This window comes from Bacillus sp. TCT6 (assembly GCF_056033845.1).
In genome coordinates this window covers 3,559,260-3,583,297 of the sequence record NZ_JBVYHX010000001.1, presented here as the reverse complement: position 1 = coordinate 3,583,297, position 24,038 = coordinate 3,559,260, and the positions used below count along the sequence as shown (strand labels likewise).

The following is a 24,038-nucleotide window of genomic DNA, read 5'->3' as shown; positions in this document are numbered from 1 at the left end:
GAAAACTTGCTTACACTATAGAATAAACATCGCAACGATCGTGGTGACAATTAAGCCAATCACAACTGGTAAAAAGTTTCGGCGTGCGAGTTCAAATGGATCCACTTTACAAATGGCAGCGGCAGGAATAAGCGCCCAAGGAATTAAAGTCCCGCCTCCGGTCCATATGGCAGCAATTTGCCCGAGTGCTGTTAATGTAGCTGTTCCATGCCCAAGTGCTGTTCCGAAAAGATTGGCAATTGAACCAGCAAGTGATATACCAGAAAAGCCAGATCCATCTAATCCTGTTATGACACCAACGATAGTTAATGTTCCCGCCGATACGTATTGATTTAAAGGAACAGTTTGAGATAAGGCAATCCCTAAGTCGTTAATGATTCCATGTGAACCTTTCGGTAAATAGTCTCCGATAATTTTCACAAAACCGCTATCTCCTAAATAAAAGAGTGCAGCAATTGGAATAACTGGACCAAAGATTTTAAATCCAAATTGGAGCCCTTCTATAAAATAATCGGTTGTTTTATTTAGTCCATTACCTTTGTAGGCGATGAGGGAAATGATGATAATCATAATAACAGTCGTTCCGCCGATAAGTGCTGTTGCATCGCTTCCTTGTAGTTTAAATTGAATCATGCAAAGGATATCGATGATATATACGATAGGGATACATATAGCGAGCCATTTCTTTATGCGAGGAGATAATAAAATAGTAGTTTTAGATGGTTCCGTTGATGCAGGGGAGTTTTGCAAGGATAATCCTGTATCAAATTCTTTTCGTAAGAAGAAAAAAGCGACAGAAGTTGTAACAACGCCCATCACGATAACGAGGGGAACACTGGCAGAAACGACGCTGGAAACAGGAAGACCAGCCGCGTCTGCAGTTAATTTCGGTGCTCCTTGAATAACGAAGTCGCCAGATAAGGCGATGCCGTGTCCGAATAAGTTCATAGCAATGGCAACCCCAATTGGAGGAAGACCGACGCGTACAGCGACGGGGAATAAAATAGCTCCCATTAAGGCGACAGCTGGAGAAGGCCAAAAAAAGAAAGAAATTGTCATCATTAAAAGGCCGATAATCCAGTAGGCGAGGGTAGGGGTACGAATCATCTTTGTAAATGGTGAAATCATCGTATCATTTATGCCAGTATGAACGAGTAGATTGCTCATTGATACGATAATAGAGATGATTAATATAGTTGGTAAAAGTTCAGTAATAGCGTAAATGAAACTTTGAAAAATACCGCTAACGGCAAGAGGGATAGAACTTGTAGCGGTTAATGCTAATAAAAAGATAAAAACGATACAAATAATCGTCGTATCTTTCCGGAGAATAAAAAAAGTAATAATAGTGAGTAAACAAAGAATATAGAGAGCATGCAACAGCGTTAATTCAACTCCCATAACATTCACATCCTTTAGGCATTCGTGTAGTTTATTGTATGAAAGCAGTAAAAGTATGTGAGTATAGGAAAAAAAGTGAAATTTCATGTACTGTAATGGTAAGAAGTGGAAATGGATGTTACAATACAATTAATCCTAAAAATGGAATTTAAGGAGGGCTTATGCGCAAAAAAAATCGGGTTTTGGGGATTCATTATATCTTGTAGTCTATTAATCATTTTAAATCTATTTACAAACAATGAATGGATAAGTATCACCCCTCTTTTTGGGTTTGTTTTTATACTGTTATAACGATGGGATGACATGAAACAACATAGTAAGAAAAGCATTGGAATTATGATAGGTATCATTGTTGTTTGCTCATTTTTCATAGGGTTTATTTTAATAGAAGGACAGAAACAGATGGAGAAAATGTCTATTTTTCAAGAATGGATGTCTTCTGCAAAAGGTCTTTATATTGTAATTGTAGTTGTTATTTTTCTTAGGTTCACGATAAGAATATGGAGTTACATATTAAAGAGAGGATAGAATGGAGGTAGTAAGAATGAGAGAAAAAATAGGATATTATGGTGTGCTCGTTTGTTTACTATTATCAGTTATTTCAGGGCAATTTTTAAAAAGTGAATGGGTACCAGTTATATTATGTATAGGAGTATTGATTTTTGCACCTATGTATCGCTGGAATGAATGGAAAGCATATAGTCGAAAAAAGAAAATGGTTTTCAGCATCGAATTTGTCATTATAATCAGCACAATTCCGTTTTTGTTATGGAAAGGAAATGAGATAATAGATGGAATTGTAATGTTTCAAGGGTGGTTGTTTATTGCGAAAATGCTATATTTAATATGCATTTTAATGTTGGTAGTGGTAGTCACTAAAATAATAAACGAAAAGCTATTCGTTAATGAATAAAAGAAAATACCACCTTATTCGGTGGCATTTCCTCATTTTACTGCATGAGCTTTTTGCATCTTTTTAATTAAACGAATTTGTCCACGATGATTGATTTCATCTTCAAAAACGTGAAACCACTTAAAATAGTTATTTGCTGGTTTGTCATACCAAAAGTCTGTCGTTTTAAATAACCATTCATCAGGTAACGATTGAAAAGTCTCGATTGTTTTGGAACGTACTTCTTGTAATGTATTTATGTAAAATTCTATAGCGTTTCCTTTTATTTTCTCACGTCCAAGATCGCCTAATTCAATGCCAGGTAACCAGCGTTCTAATTCAGCCTCCGTTGGTTCACGGTCTTCAAAAGTATGAATCTGGTAGTAAAATTCAATAGCAGCCATATGATACAATAACATGCCAATTGAATTTGCTTCCTTATCATATAAATAATCAAGTTCTTCAATTGTTAAACTTTCCACTGCTTGCATTGTTGTATAGCGAGCGTAATTCATCATGGAAACAAGCTTTGAAAATTCTACATGTAAACCCTCCAATTTATCAATTACAAAATTCAATTAAAATTCCCCCTCTTTAAACGATGACTCCAGAGAAAGAATTCTATGTGCAGAGAAAAACTCCTTTTAAAAAGTTCATGATTTTAACAAGGAATCACAATTAGTTCCCGATTTGATTTTGTAATAACTTCATATCCGTCTTTTGTGATGACAATATCATCTTCAATTCTACAACCGCCCCAGTTTGGTATGTAAATACCAGGTTCAACTGTAACAACCATACCTTCTTCTAAAGTAGCCTGACTTTCTTGGGATAGGCGAAGAGGTTCATGTATTTCTAACCCAAGACCATGACCAGTAGAGTGTCCAAAGTATTGACCGTATCCATGTTCTGTAATGTAATCTCTCGTTATATCATCGATACTTTTCGCAGTTTCTCCAGGCTTAATTGCTTTAGTTCCACGTTTTAACGCTTCTCGTACAACATTGTATATCTTTTTGAATTCTTCTGATGATTCTCCGATTGCTACAGTACGAGTTATATCGGAACAATATCCATCGTAAAGTGCACCGAAATCTAATGTAACGATGTCGCCTCGCTCGATTATTTTATTTGATGCAACTCCATGAGGAAGTGAAGAACGAACGCCAGAAGCTACAATGATTTGGAATGAAGAGGATGTAGCCCCTTTTTTTCGCATGAAAAATTCCAACTCATCTCGTACATCATTTTCACTTATTCCTGGTTTTAGAAACGTAATGATGTGGTGAAATGCTTCGTCAGCAATATTAGCTGCGATTTTCATTGTTTCTATTTCCGGCATGTCTTTAATAATACGAATATTTTCGATGATTTCGCACACTTGAACCATTTCCACATGTACGCATTTTTGTAAGTTTTTATATTGTTGCAATGTCATGTTGTTCTCTTCAATTCCGAGTTTTTGAATGTTTAATTTTGATACTTGATTTGCAATTTCTTTTTCTAAATTTCCTGTATGCATAATAATTTCAGCATCTTTTATTTGTGATTTCGCTTGATCTACATAGCGAAAATCAGTTATAAAAACAGCTTTATCCGCAGAGATTAAGACGACGCCAGCACTACCTGTAAAGCCTGTTGCATATTGGCGATTTTCTTTTTTGGTAATGAGTAACCCGTCAATTTCATAGTTTTGTAGTTGATTTTGGATTTTATTAATTTTTAAAGTCATGTTAATTCCCCCCTATTCACAGTATTTAATAAAGCAAATAGTGTGCCAAAATGTATATTTGAAGAAAGGATAGTAGGGAAAACATATATTTTAAGGGAGATAAGAAAATAGCCCGCCATTTGTGGGAGACGGTTTGTTTATAAAATTCAGATTGCTTCAATAAATAGCAGGGGGATGAAAAAATATTGATTGGAGTTACACTTGTACTTTATTTACATGCTTTAAAAAATTTATACAAATGTAAAATGACACTGTCAATTTTTTTGACAATATTGAATGGATATAGCAACTAAATTGAAAATAAATAAAAAATGCGTTGCTTATAAGCAACGCATTTTTGTATTTACGCTTTTAATTTCATTACAATATCAGCATCTGGTGTTACATATACGGTTTGCTGATTGTCGTACGTAACAAAACCAAGTTTTGCACCACTCGGTTTTTTCACATGGCGTATTTTAGTGAAATCAACAGGTACAGAGCTAGACTCTTTCGCTTTACTGTAATAAGCGGCAATTTTGGCAGCTTCTAGTAAAGTTTCTTCAGCAGGCTCTAAAGAACGAATGACAACGTGAGAGCCAGGTATGTCTTTCGTATGTAACCAAATTTCATCACGGCGGGCAAACTTCGTTGTTAAATAATCATTTTGTTTATTGTTTTTACCAACGAAAATCTCTGTGCCATCACTTGCTAAATATTTATCTAATACTGGCTTAGTAGGCTTTTTCTTTGCGTTTTTCGTTTTGCGATTGCGCACATAACCTTCTTCAGCTAATTCCTCACGAATTTCTTCAATATCTTTTGAAGAAGCAGCTTCCATTTGTTGAAGTAAGCTATCAAAATAAAGAATTTCTTCATTGGTTTTTTCGATTTGTTCTTCTACAACAACAACTGAATTTTTTGCTTTTTGATACTTTTGGAAATAGCGTTGTGCATTTTCAGATGGTGTTTTTAAAGGATCTAATGTGATTTTTACAGTTCCGCCATTTTCATCGTAATAATTAACGACCTCAATATCTTTATCGCCTTTTTTCAAAGCGTACATATTAGCTGTAAGTAGCTCTCCAAATAGTTGATATTTATCTGCTTTTCCAGCATCTTGCAGTGTTTTTTCGAGTTTAATGAGTTTTTTCTCGTTTTTATTTTTTTCGTTTTGCATAAAGCGTTCTAAATCATGAGCTTGTTGTTTTACACGATCACGTTCTGCTTTGCCAAAGAAGAAACGATCTAACAATTCGCTCACTGATGAGAATGTTTTTTCTTCTCCTTGCAAGTGTGTAAGAGGGAAAAGATAAAAGAATTCTTTTCCATTTGCAGTAATCATTGCTGGTGTATATGCATGAGATAGTAATGGTGTTTGTATAGAGAAAAATGCTTCTGATAATGCTTTCTCATTTACCATACCGGCTTTCTTTACTACTTCTTTTGCAAATAATGGGGATATTCCCATGAAAGCCCCGACGAGTTGTTTATCCATATTTCCAGATAGAAAGTCTAGCGGTCTAATAAAATCATCTGCGGTTTCAATTTGCAGAGGATTGATTTTATGTTGGGCTGGTGGCGCGACGTACTCAGCACCAGCATATACAGTTCGGTGACGGTTTACGGCTAATGAAACGTGTTTTAAGCTATCTAAAATCACGTTTGTTTTCGTATCTAATAAGATAATGTTGCTATGTCTTCCCATTATTTCAATTACTAATGTTTTTAATGATTCGTCTCCGATTTCATTACGACTGCGAACTGTAATTTGGATAATCCGTTCTAAGTCGATTTGTTCAATTTTTTCAATAAATCCACCTTCTAAATGTTTACGAAGAAGCATACAAAACATCGGCGGTATTGCTGGCGAATCGTAGTTTTGATTCGTTAAGTGCATACGCGCATATGTAGGATGAGATGAAAGAATTAGTTTTTGGTTCTTTCCATTCGCTCGAATATGTAATAAAATCTCGTATTTTGAAGGTTGGTATATTTTAGAAATCCTTCCCGTGTAAAGAGAATTTTCAATTTCATGTGTAATCGCTCTTGTAAATAATCCATCGAATGCCATTAATGAACACTCCTTTCTAACTAAAAGTTAATTATAGCATTTTTTTGGACGAGGCTGAATAAGCTTTCAATAGAGTATGTCTGGAATCAGGAGGTCGATGGCAGGATGAACTGGTATGGAATGCGAGCACATGAAGTGGAAGAAAGAACGAATACGAATGTAAAGGTTGGACTTACGGAGAAAGAAGCAGAAGGGCGAATTAAGAAATTTGGTACAAATGAATTAGAAGAAGCAAAAAGGCCTTCTGCACTAATGGTATTTTTAGCGCAATTTAAAGATTTCATGGTACTCGTTTTGTTTGGAGCAACAATTGTTTCTGCGTTTTTAGGTGAATACATTGATTCTATTGCTATTGTTGCCATTGTTATTATCAATGGTATTCTCGGCTTTTTTCAAGAAAGAAAAGCTGAAAAATCATTGGAAGCTTTAAAGGAACTAGCTGCTCCACAAGTTACTGTAATGCGGAATGGAAAGTGGGTAAAAGCACCATCTAAAGCACTTGTTTTAGGTGATATTATTAAGTTTTCCAGTGGTGATCGTATTGGGGCTGATGTGCGTCTTGTTGAGGCATCAAGTTTATATATTGAAGAGTCTGCTTTGACAGGGGAGTCCGTACCTGTGCAAAAGAAGGTAGAAGCATTGCAAGGGCAAGAGGTTGCAATTGGTGATCAAAAAAATATGGCTTTTATGGGGACAATGATTACGCGAGGATCTGGAACAGGTGTCGTTGTAGCAACTGGTATGAATACAGCGATGGGTCAAATTGCAAATATGTTACAAAATGCAGAGCAAATGGAAACACCACTGCAAAGAAGGTTAGAACAGCTCGGAAAAATATTAATTATTGTAGCTCTTATTTTGACAGCGCTCGTTGTATTGGCTGGTGTGTATCAAGGGAATGAAGTATATCATATGTTTTTAGCTGGCGTATCGCTAGCTGTTGCGGCTATTCCAGAAGGGTTGCCAGCAATTGTTACAGTAGCTTTATCACTTGGTGTACAGCGGATGATAAAAAAGAGAGCAATTGTACGAAAGTTACCAGCCGTAGAAACGTTAGGTTGTGCTTCCGTTATATGTTCTGATAAAACGGGGACAATGACGCAAAACAAAATGATGGTAACACATATGTGGTCAGGCGGAGAATTGTGGAAAGTGACAGGGCAAGGATATGAACCTAATGGCTCTTTTATGAAAGGTGAAATAGAAGTGAATCCAGCTAAGACAAAAGCACTTTATCAGCTACTTACATTTGGTTCACTATGTAACAATGCAAATATTATTCAAAAGAAAAAGGCGTACGTATTAGATGGAGATCCAACAGAGGGAGCGCTTGTAGCTGCAGCAATGAAAGCTGGGATTACACGTGAGGCATTGAAAGGGAAATTTGAAATTATTCGTGAATTTCCATTTGATTCAACTCGAAAAATGATGAGTGTTATTGTACGAGATCGAGAGGGGAAGAAGTTTATTGTTACGAAGGGAGCACCGGACGTTCTTTTGCAAATGAGTCAAACGATTTTATGGGGGGATAAGCAGCAGCCGTTAAGTGAGTTATATAGAAGAGAAGTACAGGCGGCTATTCATAGCTTAGGTAGTCAAGCGCTTCGAACAATTGCAGTTGCGTTTAAACCTTTAAAAGTCACGGATTCTATTGAACATGAAAGAGACGTTGAAAAAGATTTTATGTTGGTTGGGATACAAGGTATGATTGACCCGCCAAGGCCAGAAGTGGCGCAGGCGGTAAAAGAGTGTAAAGAAGCTGGTATTCGAACGGTAATGATTACAGGTGATCATAAAGTGACAGCAATGGCGATTGCTGAACAATTAGGAGTTTTGCCACCAGATGGACGCGTTGTTGAAGGCGTAGAACTCGCGAATATGGATGTGGAGGAATTAGAAAATGTTGTAGAAGATACGTATGTATTCGCTCGTGTATCACCTGAGCATAAATTAAAAATTGTTAAGGCACTGCAAAATCAAGGACATATAGTAGCCATGACAGGCGATGGAGTGAACGATGCTCCAGCTATAAAAACAGCGGATATTGGGATAGCGATGGGAATTACAGGGACAGATGTTGCGAAAGAGGCCTCTTCACTTGTTTTACTAGACGATAATTTTGCTACAATTAAATCAGCAATTAAAGAAGGAAGAAATATATACGAGAACATACGTAAGTTTATTCGCTACTTATTGGCGTCAAACGTTGGAGAAATTTTAGTCATGTTATTTGCGATGTTACTTGCATTACCACTGCCGATGGTTCCTATTCAAATTTTATGGGTGAACTTAGTTACTGATGGTTTACCAGCGATGGCATTAGGTTTGGATAAGGCTGAAGGAGATGTGATGAAGAGAACGCCGCGCCACCCGAAAGAAGGGGTATTCGCTAGAGGGCTTGCGTGGAAAATAATAAGTCGAGGGTTTTTAATTGGGGCAGTGACGTTAGTAGCGTTTATTATTGCGTATAACCAACATCCAAATGAACTGAAATATGCACAAACTGTAGCGTTCGCGACGTTGGTACTTGCTCAGCTTATTCATGTATTTGATTGTCGTAGTGAGCATTCTGTCTTTCACCGCAATCCATTTGGGAACGTGTATTTAGTAGGGGCGGTTATCATTTCGTTACTACTCATGCTAGTGGTTATATATTATCCACCGTTACAACCGATCTTTAGCACAATGCCGATACAAGCAAGAGATTGGTTATTAATTGGAGGTTTGTCATCAATTCCGACTTTCTTACTAGTAGGTTCTTTATTAACAGGGAAAAAGGCGAAAAAGAAAAAGCCAATGTTATATAAGAAGGGATTAAACTTGAAATAGTCAATGTTATGAAAATGTGATATAATTTACAGAAGGTAGTAGAGCCTTGTCTCTATTACCTTTTTCATTGAGTTATTTTATGGCTTGGATGTGATAAAAATGATTTCTAGTATGACAGGGTTTGGAAGATCGAAAGTAGAAAGTGATACTTTTCAAATTACAGTAGAAATGAAATCGGTGAACCACCGTTTTTTAGAGATGAGTATTCGACTTCCTAAGCAAATGATGGTATTTGAGGACAAAATTCGTAAAATAATTGCACAGCAAGTTCGACGTGGACGCATTGAGGTGTCTATTAGTATAGCAGGTGAAGGACTTGTTGAAAGAAAATTAAGTGTGAATTGGTCACTTCTTGAGCAGTACCAATCGATGATGGAAGATATAAAAGGAAAGTTTCAATTACAAGATTCTATTACACTCGAGCAATTAATGGCAATGCCAGAAGTAACAGCAATTGAAGAAATAGAAAATGTAAATGAACATTTTGAGAACAGTTTATATGAGGCTGTTCGTCAAGCTGCTCATATGTTGAAAACGATGAGAGATGGCGAAGGAGAACGATTACATAAAGATATAGCGTATCGTTTACAAGAGATTAGCAATTGTGTAAATGCAATTATTCCACATGCACCAATTGTTACACAAAAATATCGTGAACGATTAGAAAATCGCTTAAAAGAATTACATAATCAAGAGTTAGATGAACAAAGATTGCTAACAGAAGTCGCAATCTTTGCAGAGCGTTGTGATATTCATGAAGAGTTAGTTCGTTTGCAAAGTCATTTAGAGCAATTTCATGAAACATTGCAGATTGAAGAGCCTGTTGGAAGAAAAATGGATTTCATCGTGCAAGAGATGCATAGAGAAATTAATACGATTGGTTCTAAGGCAAATGACTTAACAATTTCAAAATATGTTGTAGAAATGAAAAATAACCTTGAAAAAATTCGTGAACAAGTACAAAATATTGAGTAGCTTTCAAAAAATATATAAAGTTATACGTGGTGGAGAAATCGGATAGACTTACTAGGAGGCGCAAACTATGGCCATGCGGTTTTTAAATATTGGATACGGAAATATTGTATCTGCTCATCGAATTATTGCTATTGTAAGTCCGGAGTCAGCTCCTATTAAACGAACAGTACAGGAAGCACGCGAACATAATGCTTTGCTTGATGCTACGTATGGGAGAAAAACAAGGGCGGTTATTGTTATGGATGATGGGCATGTTGTATTAAGTCCAATTCAACCAGAGACGATTGCACATCGTTTGAATAATAAAGAAGATTTAAGTGAGGAAGGGTAGGTTTTACATATTTATGAGAAGTAGAAGAGGATTGCTCATCGTTCTTTCAGGGCCTTCTGGGGTTGGAAAAGGAACGGTTCGTAAAGAGCTGTTTAGCCATGAGGATACACGTTTTCAGTACTCTATTTCAGTAACGACACGTAAGCCGCGTGAAGGTGAAGTAGATGGTGTGGATTATTTCTTTAAAGAAAGAGAAGAATTCGAGGAAATGATTCGTAATGAAAGATTACTTGAGTGGGCTGAGTTCGTAGGTAATTATTACGGAACACCGATTGACTATGTTGAAAAAACATTACAAGAAGGAAAAGATGTATTCTTAGAAATTGAAGTGCAAGGAGCAATTCAAGTTAAGAAAGCTTTCCCAGAAGGTGTATTTATTTTCTTAGCACCTCCAAGTTTATCTGAACTAAAGAGCCGTATTGTCGGCCGTGGTACAGAGACTGAAGATGTTATTGAAAATCGTTTAACTGTAGCGAAAGAAGAAATCGAGATGATGGACGCTTACGACTATGTAGTAGAAAACGATCAAGTTGAATTAGCTTGTGATAGAATTAAAGCAATTGTGGTTGGCGAACATTGCCGCCGCGAAAGGGTAGCAAAATATTATAAAGAAATGACGGAGGGTCTATAATTATGTTAAATCCATCAATTGACTCATTACTACAAAAAATCGATTCTAAATACACACTAGTAACAGTGGCTGCAAAGCGTGCACGTGAAATGCAACTTGCTAATAACTGTGTTGTAGAGCAACCGGTTTCTCATAAGTGTGTAGGTAAAGCATTAGAAGAAATCGATGCGGAAGTATTAAGCTACGTACCAAGTGAAGATAAAGTTGCTGAATAAGCCTTTGCCTTCGACAAAATAAAACATAGACTTTATAATTTTCTATGTAACGGTAACAACCTATTTACAAGTAGGTTGTTATTTTTTTACGAAAGGAATGAAATATTGGTACTGACGAGCTGGGAATTCTATTTCAGTATTATAAGTTTGAAAAAGAAAGAGGACGAGTCATATGCTAAAAGGGAAAAAGATACTTCTATGTGTAACAGGAGGCATTGCGGTTTTTAAAGCAGCTGCGTTAACGAGTAAATTGACACAATCTGGCGCGATTGTAAAAGTAATGATGAGTGAGTCGGCAATGAAGTTTGTTACGCCTCTTACATTCCAAGCACTTTCTCGCCATGATGTATATACGGATACATTTGATGAGAAAGACTCGGCTGTTATTGCTCATATTGATTTAGCAGATTGGGCGGATGTTGTACTTGTCGCACCTGCTACTGCCAATTGTATTGGAAAGTTAGCTGGTGGTATTGCAGATGATATGATTACAACTACTTTGTTAGCTACTGCAGCTCCGGTATGGATTGCGCCTGCTATGAATGTGCATATGTATGAAAATAAAATTGTTCAAAAAAATATGATGACATTGAAAACGCTAGGATATACGTTTATTGAGCCTGGGGAAGGCTTTTTAGCATGTGGATATGTAGCAAAGGGACGACTAGAAGAACCTGAAGCGATTATCGCACGGTTAGAGGAAGCTTTCTCAGAACACAAACCATTGCAGGGAAAAAGAATATTAATAACTGCTGGCCCAACACGTGAAAAGGTTGATCCAGTTCGTTTTATGACGAATTTTTCTTCTGGAAAAATGGGGTATGCGATTGCAGAAGTGGCGGCGAATTTAGGCGCTGATGTTATACTCGTTTCAGGACCGACAGCATTAAATCCACCGTTACATGTAACGACAGTGCAAGTGGAATCTGCACAAGATATGTTAGAAGCAGTTCTTCAACATTATCAAAACGTAGACGTTGTCATTAAAACAGCAGCAGTTGCAGATTATCGTCCGAAATATGTTCATGATAATAAAATGAAAAAGCAAAATGGTGATGCTGTCATTGAACTCGAAAGAACGGTGGATATTTTAAAAACGTTAGGTCAGAAAAAGGATAAACAGTTACTTATCGGTTTTGCTGCTGAAACGACAAATGTAGAGGAATATGCAACGAAAAAACTACGTGAGAAAAATGCAGATATGATTGTCGCGAATGATGTAAAAGCGCAAGGAGCTGGATTTGGCACGGATACGAATATTGTAACGATGTATAGAAAAGATGGAAAAGTTATTGAGTTGCCACTTTTAATGAAAAAAGAGGTAGCTCGTGAAATATTAAAGCAAATTGAAATGATGTTAGAAGATGATCGTTTATGAAATTTGCAAGTGTAATTGTTGATGTACCTGCCCGTCAGACAGATCGACCATTTGATTACATTATCCCTAAAAAATGGGAAGATATTGTACAGACAGGAATGCGGGTAGTAGTTCCGTTTGGGCCAAGAAAATTGCAAGGTTTTATTATTGGGATTAAAGATTCGGTGGATGTAGAAAGTAAGAAGTTAAAGACGATCCATGAAATATTAGATGTAACACCGGTTTTAAATGATGAATTATTAAAACTTGGATATTGGCTTACAAGTGAAACGTTATGCTACATGATTTCAGCTTTTCAAGTGATGCTTCCAACTGCGATAAAAGCAACGTATAAAAAACGTCTACAACTTTGTAAACAGGAAGAAATAGCACCTGAAATACTATATTTATTTCAGGATAAAGAAGCAATTGATTTTGAAGTAATCGAGCAACAGCCACATTTATACCGGACTATTCAACAAGAAATTAAAAATGGTACGGTTGAAGTCGTTTATCAAGTGAAAGATAAAGTACAAAAGAAGAAGCAAAGAGTTGTTCAGCCGGAGTTGCCAGAAGATAAATTAGAATTAGCGGCATTTGAACTGAAAAGTAAAAAACAACAAGATGTACTCTATTATTTTGTGGAAAATTATAAAAGTGTACCGTTGAAAGTAATTACAGAAGAGTTACAAATAACAGATGCTCCAATAAAAGCACTTGTTAAAAAGGGATTCATTTCAGAAAAGTATGTGGAAGTATACCGAAATCCGTATGACGATGATGGTTTTGAACAAACGAAACCATTGCCACTTACGGAGGAACAAAAACAAGTTATTACACCGATTTTATCATCAATTACAAATGAAACTTATAATCCATTTTTACTATATGGTGTTACAGGAAGTGGAAAGACAGAAGTATATTTACAATCTATAGCAGCAGTGCTCGAGAAAGGAAAAGAAGCTATCGTTCTTGTTCCTGAAATTGCACTAACACCCCAAATGGTGGATCGTTTTAAAGGTAGGTTTGGCTCGCAAGTTGCAGTTCTTCATAGTGCGTTGTCTGTTGGAGAAAAGTATGACGAGTGGCGTAAGATTTTAAGAAAAGAAGTGAAAGTTGTAGTTGGTGCGCGTTCAGCCGTTTTTGCGCCTTTTGAGAATTTAGGGATTATTATTATTGATGAAGAGCATGAATCAAGTTACAAACAAGAAGATAATCCAAGGTATCATGCAAGAGATGTGGCTGTCTGGAGAGGGCAATACCATAAATGTCCTATCGTTCTTGGTAGTGCGACACCAACACTTGAATCGTTTGCAAGGGCGAAAAAAGGTGTTTATGAACTACTAACAATGGAAAAACGTATGAATGAACAAGCTTTACCAACGGTAGAGATTGTTGACATGCGAGAAGAACTTCGTGACGGGAATCGATCAATGTTTTCTAAGGCGCTGCATGAAAAAATAGCAGATCGATTAGAAAAGAAAGAACAGATGGTACTCTTCTTAAATAGAAGAGGTCATTCTACATTTGTTATGTGCCGTGATTGTGGGTATGTTGTACAATGTCCGCATTGTGATATTTCATTGACATATCATAAAATGAATCATCGTTTAAAATGTCATTATTGTAGTTACGAAGAAAATATGCCAACTGAGTGTCCAGCTTGTCAAAGTACATACATTCGTTTCTTTGGTACAGGTACACAAAAGGTAGAAGAAGAAATTACAAAACTATTTCCAGAGGCGCGAGTCATTCGAATGGATGTAGATACGACAAGTCGAAAAGGAATGCATGAAAAATTATTAAAGGCGTTTGGGGAAGAAAAAGCAGATATATTACTTGGAACACAAATGATTGCTAAAGGATTAGATTTTCCAAAAGTAACGCTTGTTGGGGTTTTAACTGCAGATACGATGCTTCACTTACCTGATTTTCGTGCAAGTGAAAAGACATATCAGTTATTGACGCAAGTAAGTGGACGAGCGGGTAGACATGAATTGCCAGGGGAAGTTGTGATTCAAACGTATACGCCAGAACATTACAGTATAGAGTTAGCGAAGAACCAACAATATGATGTGTTTTTTGACCAAGAAATGCAAATGAGACGAACAAGACAATATCCTCCATATTACTATGTTGTACTCGTAACCGTATCTCATCCTGAATTATTAAAAGCGGTACAAGTGACGGAAAAAATTGCCTCGTATTTACGAACGCATTGCTCGCAGCAAACAATGGTGTTAGGACCAGTTGCTTCAGCAATTCCAAGGATAAAAGATAGATATCGTTATCAATGCATGATAAAATACAAACGGGAACCAAACTTAAAGAACGTGCTCAAAATGGTAAATGAACATTATCAAGCAGAAATGCAAAAAGAGCTACAAATCTCAATTGATTTTAATCCAACAATGTTAATGTAGCGGAGGGAAATATGGCAGTTTTAGAAATAGTAAAGCATCCAAATGAAGTGTTAGAAACACCATGCGAAAGAGTAATTAACTTTGATAAAAAGTTAGTGAAATTGTTGAAAGATATGCATGAAACAATGTTAATTGCGGACGGAGTCGGTTTAGCTGCGCCTCAAGTAGGTGTAAGCTTGCAAGTAGCGGTTGTTGATGTCGATGATGATACTGGGAAAATCGAGTTAATCAATCCATCAATATTAGAAAAACGTGGTGAACAAGTAGGTCCCGAAGGATGTTTAAGCTTCCCGGGACTTTATGGTGAAGTAGAACGTGCGGATTATATTAAAGTAAGAGCACAAAATCGCCGTGGGAAAGTATTTTTATTAGAAGCGGAAGGATTTTTAGCGCGTGCAATTCAACATGAAATCGATCATTTACACGGTGTTTTATTTACATCGAAAGTGACAAGATATTATGAAGAAAACGAACTAGAATAGGTGTTAAAAGGAGCGGTTTTTAAATGATAAAAGTAGTGTTTATGGGAACACCGGACTTTTCAGTGCCGGTGCTTCGTCGTCTTATTGAAGATGGCTATGAGGTAGTAGGTGTTGTGACGCAACCTGATCGTCCAGTAGGTAGAAAAAAAGTATTAACACCTACACCTGTTAAAGTTGAAGCGGAAAAACATGGTATCCCTGTGTTACAGCCGTTAAAAATTCGTGAAAAAGATGAATATGAAAAAGTATTGGCATTAGAGCCAGATTTAATTGTAACAGCTGCATTTGGTCAGATTGTACCAAATGAAATTTTAGAAGCACCGAAGTATGGATGTATTAATGTCCACGCTTCTTTACTTCCTGAACTTCGTGGTGGTGCACCAATTCATTATGCAATTATGGAAGGTAAAGAAAAAACAGGTATTACAATTATGTATATGGTAGAAAAATTGGATGCTGGTGATATCTTAACGCAAGTGGAAGTGGAAATTGAAGAGCGTGAAACGACAGGCTCATTATTTGATAAATTAAGTGAAGCAGGAGCACATCTTCTATCTAAAACAGTACCTTTATTAATTCAAGGTAAGTTAGAACCGATTAAACAAAACGAAGAAGAAGTAACGTTTGCGTACAATATAAAACGTGAGCAAGAGAAAATTGATTGGACAAAAACAGGTGAAGAAGTATACAATCACATTCGCGGATTGAATCCATGGCCAGTTGCTTATACAACTTTAGCAGGACAAGTTGTTAAAGTATGGTGGGGAGAAAAAGTGCCTGTAACTGAACCGGCTGAAGCAGGTACGATTGTTGCGATCGAAGAAGATGGTTTTGTAGTAGCAACTAGTAATGAAACAGGTGTTAAAATTACTGAATTGCAACCTTCTGGTAAAAAGCGTATGAGTTGTTCACAATTTTTACGTGGAACAAAACCTGAAATTGGAACGAAGTTAGGAGAAAATGCATGAGACAAAATGTTCGTGAATTAGCTCTTGATGGTTTAATTCAAGTGGAAAAAAGTGGTGCATATAGCAACTTACTTTTAAATAATTTAATTGAAAAAAGTGCAATTGATAGAAAAGATATTGGTTTATTAACTGAAATTGTATATGGAACGATTCAACGTCGTGACACATTAGATTATTATTTACAGCCTTTTTTAAAAAAGAAGGTTGAGGCGTGGGTAAGAGTATTGCTTCGCTTATCTTTATATCAAATGATTTATTTAGACCGAGTGCCAGAAAGAGCGGCTATTCATGAAGCGGTTGAGATTGCAAAGCGTCGCGGGCATAAAGGAATTGCTGGTATGGTGAACGGTGTATTACGTTCGATTCAGAGAGAAGGTGTACCTTCTGTAGATGAAATCAAGGATCCAGTAGAACGGCTTGCAATTGCGATGAGTCATCCAGTTTGGCTTGTACAAGAGTGGACTTCTGCATATGGCTTAGAAACTGCAGAGAAAATGTGCGAAGTAAATATGTTACCTCCTGTACCTACAGCGCGTGTGAATGTTGATAAGGTAACGGTAGAAGAAGCGATTGAGTTGTTGGCAAGTGAAGGTATAGAAGCAAAACGTGGTGACTTGTCAGATGATGCAATTCAGATTGAAAGAGGAAATGTAGCGCATACAGAAGCGTTTAAAAAAGGATTTCTTTCTATTCAAGATGAAAGTTCTATGCTTGTAGCACGCGCTTTAGAACCAAATGAGGGAGAGACAGTTCTTGATAGTTGTGCGGCTCCTGGTGGTAAAACTACGCATATAGCTGAGCGTTTAAAGGGAACTGGTAAAGTAATGTCTCTTGATTTACATGCACACAAAGTACGTTTAATTAAACAGCAAGCAGAGCGACTTGGGTTAGAAAATGTCGAAACAAAAGCGCTAGATGCTAGAAAAGTGCAAGAGCACTTTTCAAATGAAACGTTTGATAAAATATTGGTAGATGCACCGTGTTCTGGATTTGGTGTAATTAGACGTAAGCCTGATATTAAGTTAGGAAAAGATAAAGGCGATAGTGAAAGATTATCGACGATTCAACTTGCGATACTAGAAAAAATAGCACCGTTATTAAAACAAGGCGGTCGTCTTGTTTATAGTACGTGCACAATTGAGAAAATAGAAAATGAACAAGTAATAGATAAATTTTTAAAAGAACATCCTGAATTTGAATGGGATACTACGATAAAAGAACGTATGCCAGAAAAATTAAGTCCGTATATTAATGAAGGTCAAGTACAAATTTTACCGCATTATTTTGCAACGGATGGCTTTTACATTGCTTGTTTAAGGAAGAAGGTGTAGCATCATGGAAACGACTGTAAGAAAACAAAAGAAAAATGTAGAAACGAAGAAACCATCAATTTACTCTTTACAAATTCATGAAATGCAAGATTGGTTAAAGGAACAAGGAGAACCGAAGTTCCGCGCTGGACAAATTTTTGACTGGCTATATAAAAAACGTGTAAAAAATTATGAGGATATGTCAAACCTTTCTAAAGGATTGCGTGATAAATTGTCGAATTCCTTTGATATTACTACTTTAAACACGTTAGTAAAACAAACGTCTTCGGATGGAACGATTAAATTCTTATTCCAATTATATGACGGGTATTCTATTGAAACGGTATTAATGCGACATGAATATGGAAATTCCATTTGTGTAACAACGCAAGTTGGTTGTCGTATTGGATGTACGTTCTGTGCTTCGACGCTTGGTGGACTAAAACGAAACCTAGAAGCTGGAGAAATCGTAGCGCAAGTAGTAGAAGTTCAGCGTGCGCTTGATGAAACAGAAGAACGTGTAAGCTCTCTTGTTGTTATGGGAATTGGAGAACCATTTGATAATTACGATAATTTAATGGGATTCTTACGCATCACTAACCATGAAAAAGGACTTCATATTGGTGCTAGACATATGACTGTTTCGACGAGTGGAATTATCCCGAAAATTTATAAGTTTGCTGAAGAAGAACTACAAATTAATTTTGCGATTTCATTGCATGCTCCAAACTCAGAATTACGTTCAAAATTAATGCCGATTAACCGTGCTTATAAATTACCGGATTTAATGGAAGCTATTAAATACTATGTAAATAGAACAGGGCGCCGTATTACTTTTGAATATGGATTATTTGGAGGAGAAAATGACCAAGTTGAGCACGCTGAAGAGCTTGCTGCGCTCTTAAAAGGTGTAAAATGTCATGTAAACTTAATCCCGGTAAACTACGTACCTGAACGTGATTATGTACGTACACCACGTGAGCAAATTTTCTTGTTCGAGAAAACGTTAAAAGATCGTGGAGTGAATGTAACGATTCGCCGTGAACAAGGTCATGATATTGACGCAGCCTGCGGTCAGTTGCGTGCGAAGGAGCGCAAAGAAGAGACGAGGTGACGAGATGAAAGCCGTATTTCTATCGGATAAAGGAAAAGTTCGTCAACATAATGAAGATAGTGCAGGAGTTTTTCACAATTTAGATGGAAATGTTTTAGCGGTAGTAGCAGATGGAATGGGAGGTCATCGAGCTGGTGATGTAGCTAGCTCGATGGCCATTCAATTATTCCATGATTATTGGAAGCAAACGCATAATATGAATGAACCGAAAAAAGTAGAACAATGGTTACATACTAGTGTTGGGATTATTAATGAGCGCATATATGAATACGCTCAGCAAAATGTAGAATGTAATGGTATGGGAACAACGCTTATAATAGCTGTTTGTACACCAAGTTTTGTGACGATAGGGCATATAGGAGATAGTCGTTGCTATATGGTATCAGAAGGAGAAATGACGCTTGTAACGGAAGATCATTCGCTTGTAAATGAGCTTGTGAGACATGGTGAAATTTCAAAGGAAGATGCAGAGTATCATCCGAAAAAGAATGTGTTATTAAGAGCGCTAGGAACAGAAGAAAAAGTTGGATTAGATGTTAAAACGTTGGTGCTTGAGGAAGATGATCAATTACTTCTTTGCTCTGATGGGTTATCAAACAAAGTTTCTATTGATGATATGCAACAAATTTTACAGTTAAATGAACAGCTTGAAGGTAAAGGGCAGCGTCTCATTCAATTGGCGAATGATCGCGGTGGAGAAGATAATATCACACTTGTTCTTATTGATTATGCGGGTTCGACAAACGAAAGTAGGTGAAGTGCAACGTGCTGATTGGAAAACGCTTAAATGACCGTTATAAGCTGCTGAAAATGATTGGTGGTGGCGGAATGGCCAATGTATATTTAGCTCATGATGATATACTTGGCCGAGATGTAGCGGTAAAAATATTAAGACTCGACTACTCAAATAACGAAGAGTTTATTAAACGTTTCCATCGAGAAGCGCAGTCTGTTACAACGTTGTCGCATCCAAATATTGTGAATATGTATGATGTCGGAGAAGAAGATGGTATATATTATCTTGTCATGGAATATGTACCCGGGCAAACATTGAAGCAATACATAATTGAGCGAGGTATGTTACCTATAGGAGAAGCTCTTGATATTATGGAGCAGTTAACATCCGCCATGGCACACGCCCATCATTTTGAAATTGTGCATCGTGATATAAAGCCGCACAATATTTTAATTCGAGCTGATGGAATAATAAAAGTAACAGATTTTGGAATTGCGACAGCTACAAGTGCAACAACAATTACACATACAAATTCAGTACTGGGTTCAGTCCATTATTTATCACCAGAACAGGCACGTGGCGGGATAGCAAATAAACAATCGGATATTTATTCTCTTGGAATAGTTATGTTTGAATTGTTAACAGGAAGACAACCGTTTTCTGGCGAATCTGCTGTTGCTATAGCTTTAAAACATTTACAAAGTGAAATCCCATCACCAAAAAGATGGAATGAAAATATTCCGCAAAGTGTTGAAAATATTATATTAAAGGCAACTGCAAAAGATCCTTTCCATCGATATCAATCTGCCAATGCGATGAAGCGAGATATTGAAACTGCGCTATATCCAGAGAGGATAAATGAGCAACCATTTTACATACCAGAAGATATGGAAGCGACGAAAGCGATTCCGATTATTCAACAAGAACAATTATTTGAAAATGTAAGTGATGAAACGATTGTTTTAAAAGGGAGTAAGGTGGAAGAACCGATAAGAGCAGAAGAAGCTGAGTTAGATAAGAAGAAAAAACGGAGTAACAAGTGGCTTAAAGTTTTAATTTCAACATTTTTATTTTTAGCAATAGGAATAACATTAGCGCTTACGGTTATTCCAGGATTATTTATTCCGAAAGATGTGAAAGTGCCTGATGTGGCTGGTATGAAATACACGACAGCTGTAAATACGTTAGTAGAAAAGGGCTTTGAGGTGACGGAGCCTAATATTGTATATACAGATGATGTTGAAGTTGGGGATGTAATAAAAACGGAACCTGTAGCAGGAAGAGTCGTAAAAGAAAACGCTAAAATTACTATCTATCAATCAGGTGGAAAAAAGAAAAGTAAGATGGCGAATTTCACAGGGCAAAACTTTGAGAGTGTAAAAGCTGAGTTAGAAGAAAAATATAAACAAGTTACAGTAAATTATATTGAAAATGATAAGCCGAAAGGTGAAATTGTAGAGCAAATTCCGACGCCTGATCAAATGGTTATAGAAGCGGAGCAAGAACTGAAAATCTGGGTAAGTAAAGGTCCTTATCAAATTAGACCAGGTGACTTTTCGGGGTGGACTGAAAATAGTGTAACTGGTTATTTGAATGAGAGAAAACTAACGTCAGATATAAAACGAGAGTACTCAGATTCAGTCGAAAAAGGACTTGTAATTTCGCAATTTCCAAAACCAGGTACACCATTAAAAGAGGGAGATAAAGTAACTATTATTATCTCTGATGGTCAAAAGCCTAAAGTGACTAAAACGGTAAAAGTGGACAATATCTCTATCCCATATGAGCCTGCTGTAACAGGTGAAAAAAAGCCGCAAACAATAGAAATTTATAAAGAAGACATGCAGCAAAAAATGGATAGACCGGTTGAAACGAGAACAATTACTGAATCAGCGACTATTTCTTTAGAATTTGTAATTCAAGAAGGTTCAAAGGGACACTATAAAATTGTACGAGATGGAGTAACGATTATTGATAAAGAAGTACCATATCCAACTCAATAATAGTGAAAGTCTACTTATTATTATTGCCTGTTATGCTGTCTACAAAGTGGACGGTATAGCAGGCAAAAATATATGATTCAAAAAGCTAGTAAAGTGATGCAGCTGTAAATATTTTTTTGCATTTAATGGAAGATTTAATGTATATTAGCGAAAGTATATATGGTAGGTTTTGAAATCGTTATTTGGAAAATTTAAATCCATTCATTTTTAAATTCAGCATCACCTTATACAAAAAAAGGAGAATTCTATGCCAGAAGGAAAAATTATAAAAGCTTTAAGTGGGTTTTATTACGTGCAGCATGAAGAAGGGGTTACGCAATGTCGTGGGCGAGGTGTATTTAGAAAAAATAAAATTACACCACTTGTAGGAGACCAAGTTGTTTTTCAGGCAGATAATCCAACTGAAGGTTATGTGCTTGAAGTGTTTGATCGAAAAAATGAACTTGTTAGACCTCCTATTGCTAATGTCGATCAAGCGATCCTTGTGTTCTCTGCAGTAGAACCAGATTTTAATCCTGGACTGTTAGATCGATTTTTAGTGCTGATTGAATATCATAACATTAAGCCAATTATTTGTATTAGCAAGATGGATTTAGTAGATGAAAAGATGAAAGCAACTGTTGAAGCTTATGCGAATGATTATCGTGAGATGGGTTATGATGTTTTATTTACTTCTATTAATACGTCAGAAAGTATTGATATATTAAAACCATACTTAGAAAATTGTGTTTCTGTTGTTGCGGGTCAATCTGGTGTTGGGAAATCTTCAATGCTTAATGTGCTACGTCCAGAATTAGAGCTGAAAACAAATGATATTTCCTCCCATTTAGGACGCGGGAAGCATACGACAAGACACGTAGAATTAATTGCAATTGGGAGTGGACTAGTAGCAGATACACCGGGTTTTAGTTCACTAGATTTCATTGATATAGAAGTAGAAGATCTTACATATTGTTTTCCAGAGTTGAAAGAAGCGAGCCAATACTGTAAATTTAGAGGGTGTACACATCTTTCTGAACCGAAATGTGCTGTGAAAGCTGCGGTTGAAGAAGGGAAGATTACAGAATATCGCTATAAGAACTATAAACAATTCGTAGAAGAAATTAGAGAGAGAAAGCCGAGGTATTAGTTATGATTAAAATTGCACCATCGATTTTATCAGCAGATTTTTCAAAATTAGGGGAAGAGATTAAAGATGTAGAAAAGGGCGGAGCGGATTACATTCACGTTGACGTAATGGATGGACATTTCGTACCAAATATTACGATTGGACCATTAATTGTAGAAGCTATCCGTCCAATTACATCATTACCATTAGATGTACATTTAATGATTGAAAATCCTGATAACTATATCCCGACTTTCGCACAAGCGGGAGCGGATATTATTACTGTTCACGCAGAGGCGTGTCCACATCTGCATCGTACAATTCAGTTAATTAAATCTCACGGTATTAAAGCGGGCGTTGTATTAAATCCACATACGCCAGTTTCAGTGATTGAGCATGTATTAGAAGATATAGATATGGTATTACTTATGACAGTAAACCCTGGATTTGGTGGACAGAAGTTTATCCATTCTGTATTACCGAAAATTAAACAAGTTGCAGACATGGTGAAAGAGCGCAATCTAGAAGTAGAAATTGAAGTTGATGGTGGTGTAAATGCTGAAACAGCAAGACTTTGTGTGGAAGCAGGAGCAAATGTACTTGTAGCTGGATCAGCAGTATACAATCAAAAAGACCGCGGTGAAGCAATTCGCGTAATTCGTGGGTAGTGATGAACTTTTATCCTAGTAAGGTATTCATAGGATAGGGTAAAAATATGTAAAAAGGCAATCTACCGAATGGCAGATTGCCTTTTTACAATGGAAGGGGAAGAAAAAATGATTATTCATATTTTGGCAGGAGGACCTTCGGAATATTGCGCAGATTTTGCTCGATATGAGAATGAGGAAGTAGTGTGGGCTGCGGTTGATAGGGGAGTATACCGTCTATTAAAGAAAGGGATTACCCCGGCTGTTGCGTTTGGAGATTACGATTCAGTTACTGAAGAAGAATTAGTATGGATGGGACAGCAAACGAACGAATTACATATTGTTCCGCGGGAAAAAGATCAAACGGATTTAGAAATTGCAATCAACTGGGCATTAGGACAGAAGCCGGCACTAATTCGTATTTTTGGTGCTACCGGTGGAAGACTTGATCACGGTTTGGCAAATATACAAATGCTTTTAAAAGGGTTAGAAGTAGAGATAGAAATGTGTATTGTGGACAATAAAAATGAAATAACAGTTAAAAAAGTGGGTACACATATAATTGAAGAAAATAAAAATTTTCCTTATGTATCTTTTGTACCAGTTACTGAAATAGTGGAAGGGATTACATTGTTTGGTTTTAAGTACCCTCTTACTAATAAAACAATAGAGTGGGGATCAACACTTTGTATTAGTAACGAACTCGTTGAGGAAAAAGGTACTTTTTCATTTACTTCTGGCATATTAATGTTGATAAGAAGCACTGATTGAAGAAACAATTTTGCTCCTTACATCATATAGTGACCAAGTGGAGTAATGGGGATTAGGAGG

The 24,038-nt window shown here is 36.7% G+C and carries 21 protein-coding genes and 1 pseudogene; 18 read left to right on the top strand and 4 right to left on the bottom strand.

The annotated features are described in order from the left end of the window. Window positions 1-15: 15 nt before the first annotated feature. Window positions 16-1,401, bottom strand: coding sequence for a membrane protein (locus AC0ONG_RS18095; protein ID WP_000537891.1), 1,386 nt, complete (start codon window positions 1,399-1,401; stop codon window positions 16-18). A 161-nt stretch (window positions 1,402-1,562) separates the two neighbouring features. Here AC0ONG_RS18095 and AC0ONG_RS18090 point away from each other — a divergent pair. Both AC0ONG_RS18090 and AC0ONG_RS18085 read left to right on the top strand, forming a co-directional pair. Then, window positions 1,563-1,929 (top strand): annotated as a pseudogene (locus AC0ONG_RS18090) (YoqO family protein). A 16-nt stretch (window positions 1,930-1,945) separates the two neighbouring features. Next, entirely contained in the window at window positions 1,946-2,314 is a 369-nt protein-coding gene (locus AC0ONG_RS18085; protein ID WP_001208267.1) for a YoqO family protein, read from the top strand. A 32-nt stretch (window positions 2,315-2,346) separates the two neighbouring features. Here the strand turns inward: AC0ONG_RS18085 and AC0ONG_RS18080 are convergent, their stop codons facing one another. The 3 genes from AC0ONG_RS18080 to AC0ONG_RS18070 all read right to left on the bottom strand — a co-directional run bounded on the left by AC0ONG_RS18080 (window position 2,347) and on the right by AC0ONG_RS18070 (window position 6,078). After that, complete coding sequence (locus tag AC0ONG_RS18080; protein ID WP_001012056.1) at window positions 2,347-2,871, bottom strand: DinB family protein; 525 nt, start codon at window positions 2,869-2,871, stop codon at window positions 2,347-2,349. Between the two features lie 83 nt (window positions 2,872-2,954). After that, entirely contained in the window at window positions 2,955-4,025 is a 1,071-nt protein-coding gene (locus tag AC0ONG_RS18075) for a M24 family metallopeptidase (RefSeq protein ID WP_000172798.1), read from the bottom strand. A 343-nt stretch (window positions 4,026-4,368) separates the two neighbouring features. Further along, complete coding sequence (locus tag AC0ONG_RS18070; protein ID WP_136996834.1) at window positions 4,369-6,078, bottom strand: Rqc2 family fibronectin-binding protein; 1,710 nt, start codon at window positions 6,076-6,078, stop codon at window positions 4,369-4,371. Window positions 6,079-6,183: 105 nt separating this feature from the next. Here AC0ONG_RS18070 and AC0ONG_RS18065 point away from each other — a divergent pair, with 105 nt between their 5' ends. From AC0ONG_RS18065 to AC0ONG_RS17990, 16 genes are all read left to right on the top strand, one after another. Beyond that, the gene (locus AC0ONG_RS18065; protein ID WP_001104763.1) at window positions 6,184-8,907 is read left to right on the top strand and encodes a calcium-translocating P-type ATPase, SERCA-type; all 2,724 of its coding nucleotides are present in this window, start codon (window positions 6,184-6,186) and stop codon (window positions 8,905-8,907) included. Window positions 8,908-9,006: 99 nt separating this feature from the next. Continuing rightward, window positions 9,007-9,882, top strand: a complete 876-nt coding sequence (locus AC0ONG_RS18060; protein WP_000625867.1) for a YicC/YloC family endoribonuclease — start codon at window positions 9,007-9,009, stop codon at window positions 9,880-9,882. Between the two features lie 67 nt (window positions 9,883-9,949). Further along, on the top strand, window positions 9,950-10,213 hold the full coding sequence (gene remA / locus AC0ONG_RS18055) for an extracellular matrix/biofilm regulator RemA (RefSeq protein WP_001251456.1): 264 nt from the start codon (window positions 9,950-9,952) through the stop codon (window positions 10,211-10,213). Window positions 10,214-10,226: 13 nt separating this feature from the next. Next, the gene (gene gmk / locus AC0ONG_RS18050) at window positions 10,227-10,844 is read left to right on the top strand and encodes a guanylate kinase (RefSeq protein WP_001257742.1); all 618 of its coding nucleotides are present in this window, start codon (window positions 10,227-10,229) and stop codon (window positions 10,842-10,844) included. A 2-nt stretch (window positions 10,845-10,846) separates the two neighbouring features. Further along, a complete protein-coding gene (gene rpoZ / locus AC0ONG_RS18045; protein WP_000933962.1) occupies window positions 10,847-11,059 on the top strand; it encodes a DNA-directed RNA polymerase subunit omega in 213 nt (70 codons plus the stop codon). A gap of 172 nt (window positions 11,060-11,231) precedes the next feature. After that, entirely contained in the window at window positions 11,232-12,437 is a 1,206-nt protein-coding gene (gene coaBC, locus AC0ONG_RS18040) for a bifunctional phosphopantothenoylcysteine decarboxylase/phosphopantothenate--cysteine ligase CoaBC (protein ID WP_000911744.1), read from the top strand. Continuing rightward, on the top strand, window positions 12,434-14,839 hold the full coding sequence (gene priA, locus AC0ONG_RS18035; RefSeq protein WP_000666722.1) for a primosomal protein N': 2,406 nt from the start codon (window positions 12,434-12,436) through the stop codon (window positions 14,837-14,839). The genes coaBC and priA overlap by 4 nt, the downstream gene beginning before the upstream one ends. 11 nt (window positions 14,840-14,850) lie before the next feature. Then, a complete protein-coding gene (gene def / locus AC0ONG_RS18030; protein ID WP_000279470.1) occupies window positions 14,851-15,321 on the top strand; it encodes a peptide deformylase in 471 nt (156 codons plus the stop codon). 23 nt (window positions 15,322-15,344) lie between these two features. After that, window positions 15,345-16,289, top strand: coding sequence for a methionyl-tRNA formyltransferase (fmt, locus tag AC0ONG_RS18025; RefSeq protein WP_000598805.1), 945 nt, complete (start codon window positions 15,345-15,347; stop codon window positions 16,287-16,289). Then, window positions 16,286-17,620: a 16S rRNA (cytosine(967)-C(5))-methyltransferase RsmB gene (rsmB, locus tag AC0ONG_RS18020; RefSeq protein WP_001249661.1), complete on the top strand. Its 1,335-nt coding sequence runs from the start codon at window positions 16,286-16,288 to the stop codon at window positions 17,618-17,620. The genes fmt and rsmB overlap by 4 nt, the downstream gene beginning before the upstream one ends. A 4-nt stretch (window positions 17,621-17,624) precedes the next feature. Beyond that, a complete protein-coding gene (gene rlmN, locus AC0ONG_RS18015) occupies window positions 17,625-18,713 on the top strand; it encodes a dual-specificity RNA methyltransferase RlmN (protein ID WP_000450548.1) in 1,089 nt (362 codons plus the stop codon). A gap of 4 nt (window positions 18,714-18,717) precedes the next feature. Beyond that, window positions 18,718-19,470 (top strand): Stp1/IreP family PP2C-type Ser/Thr phosphatase, encoded by a 753-nt coding sequence (locus tag AC0ONG_RS18010; protein WP_000648708.1) that lies wholly within the window; start codon window positions 18,718-18,720, stop codon window positions 19,468-19,470. Window positions 19,471-19,478: 8 nt separating this feature from the next. After that, complete coding sequence (gene pknB / locus AC0ONG_RS18005; protein WP_000904752.1) at window positions 19,479-21,452, top strand: Stk1 family PASTA domain-containing Ser/Thr kinase; 1,974 nt, start codon at window positions 19,479-19,481, stop codon at window positions 21,450-21,452. Between the two features lie 247 nt (window positions 21,453-21,699). Continuing rightward, window positions 21,700-22,581: a ribosome small subunit-dependent GTPase A gene (rsgA, locus tag AC0ONG_RS18000; protein WP_001113932.1), complete on the top strand. Its 882-nt coding sequence runs from the start codon at window positions 21,700-21,702 to the stop codon at window positions 22,579-22,581. 2 nt (window positions 22,582-22,583) lie between these two features. After that, the gene (gene rpe / locus AC0ONG_RS17995) at window positions 22,584-23,228 is read left to right on the top strand and encodes a ribulose-phosphate 3-epimerase (RefSeq protein WP_000589970.1); all 645 of its coding nucleotides are present in this window, start codon (window positions 22,584-22,586) and stop codon (window positions 23,226-23,228) included. Between the two features lie 69 nt (window positions 23,229-23,297). After that, window positions 23,298-23,978: a thiamine diphosphokinase gene (locus AC0ONG_RS17990; RefSeq protein WP_000752665.1), complete on the top strand. Its 681-nt coding sequence runs from the start codon at window positions 23,298-23,300 to the stop codon at window positions 23,976-23,978. Window positions 23,979-24,038 lie beyond the last annotated feature (60 nt).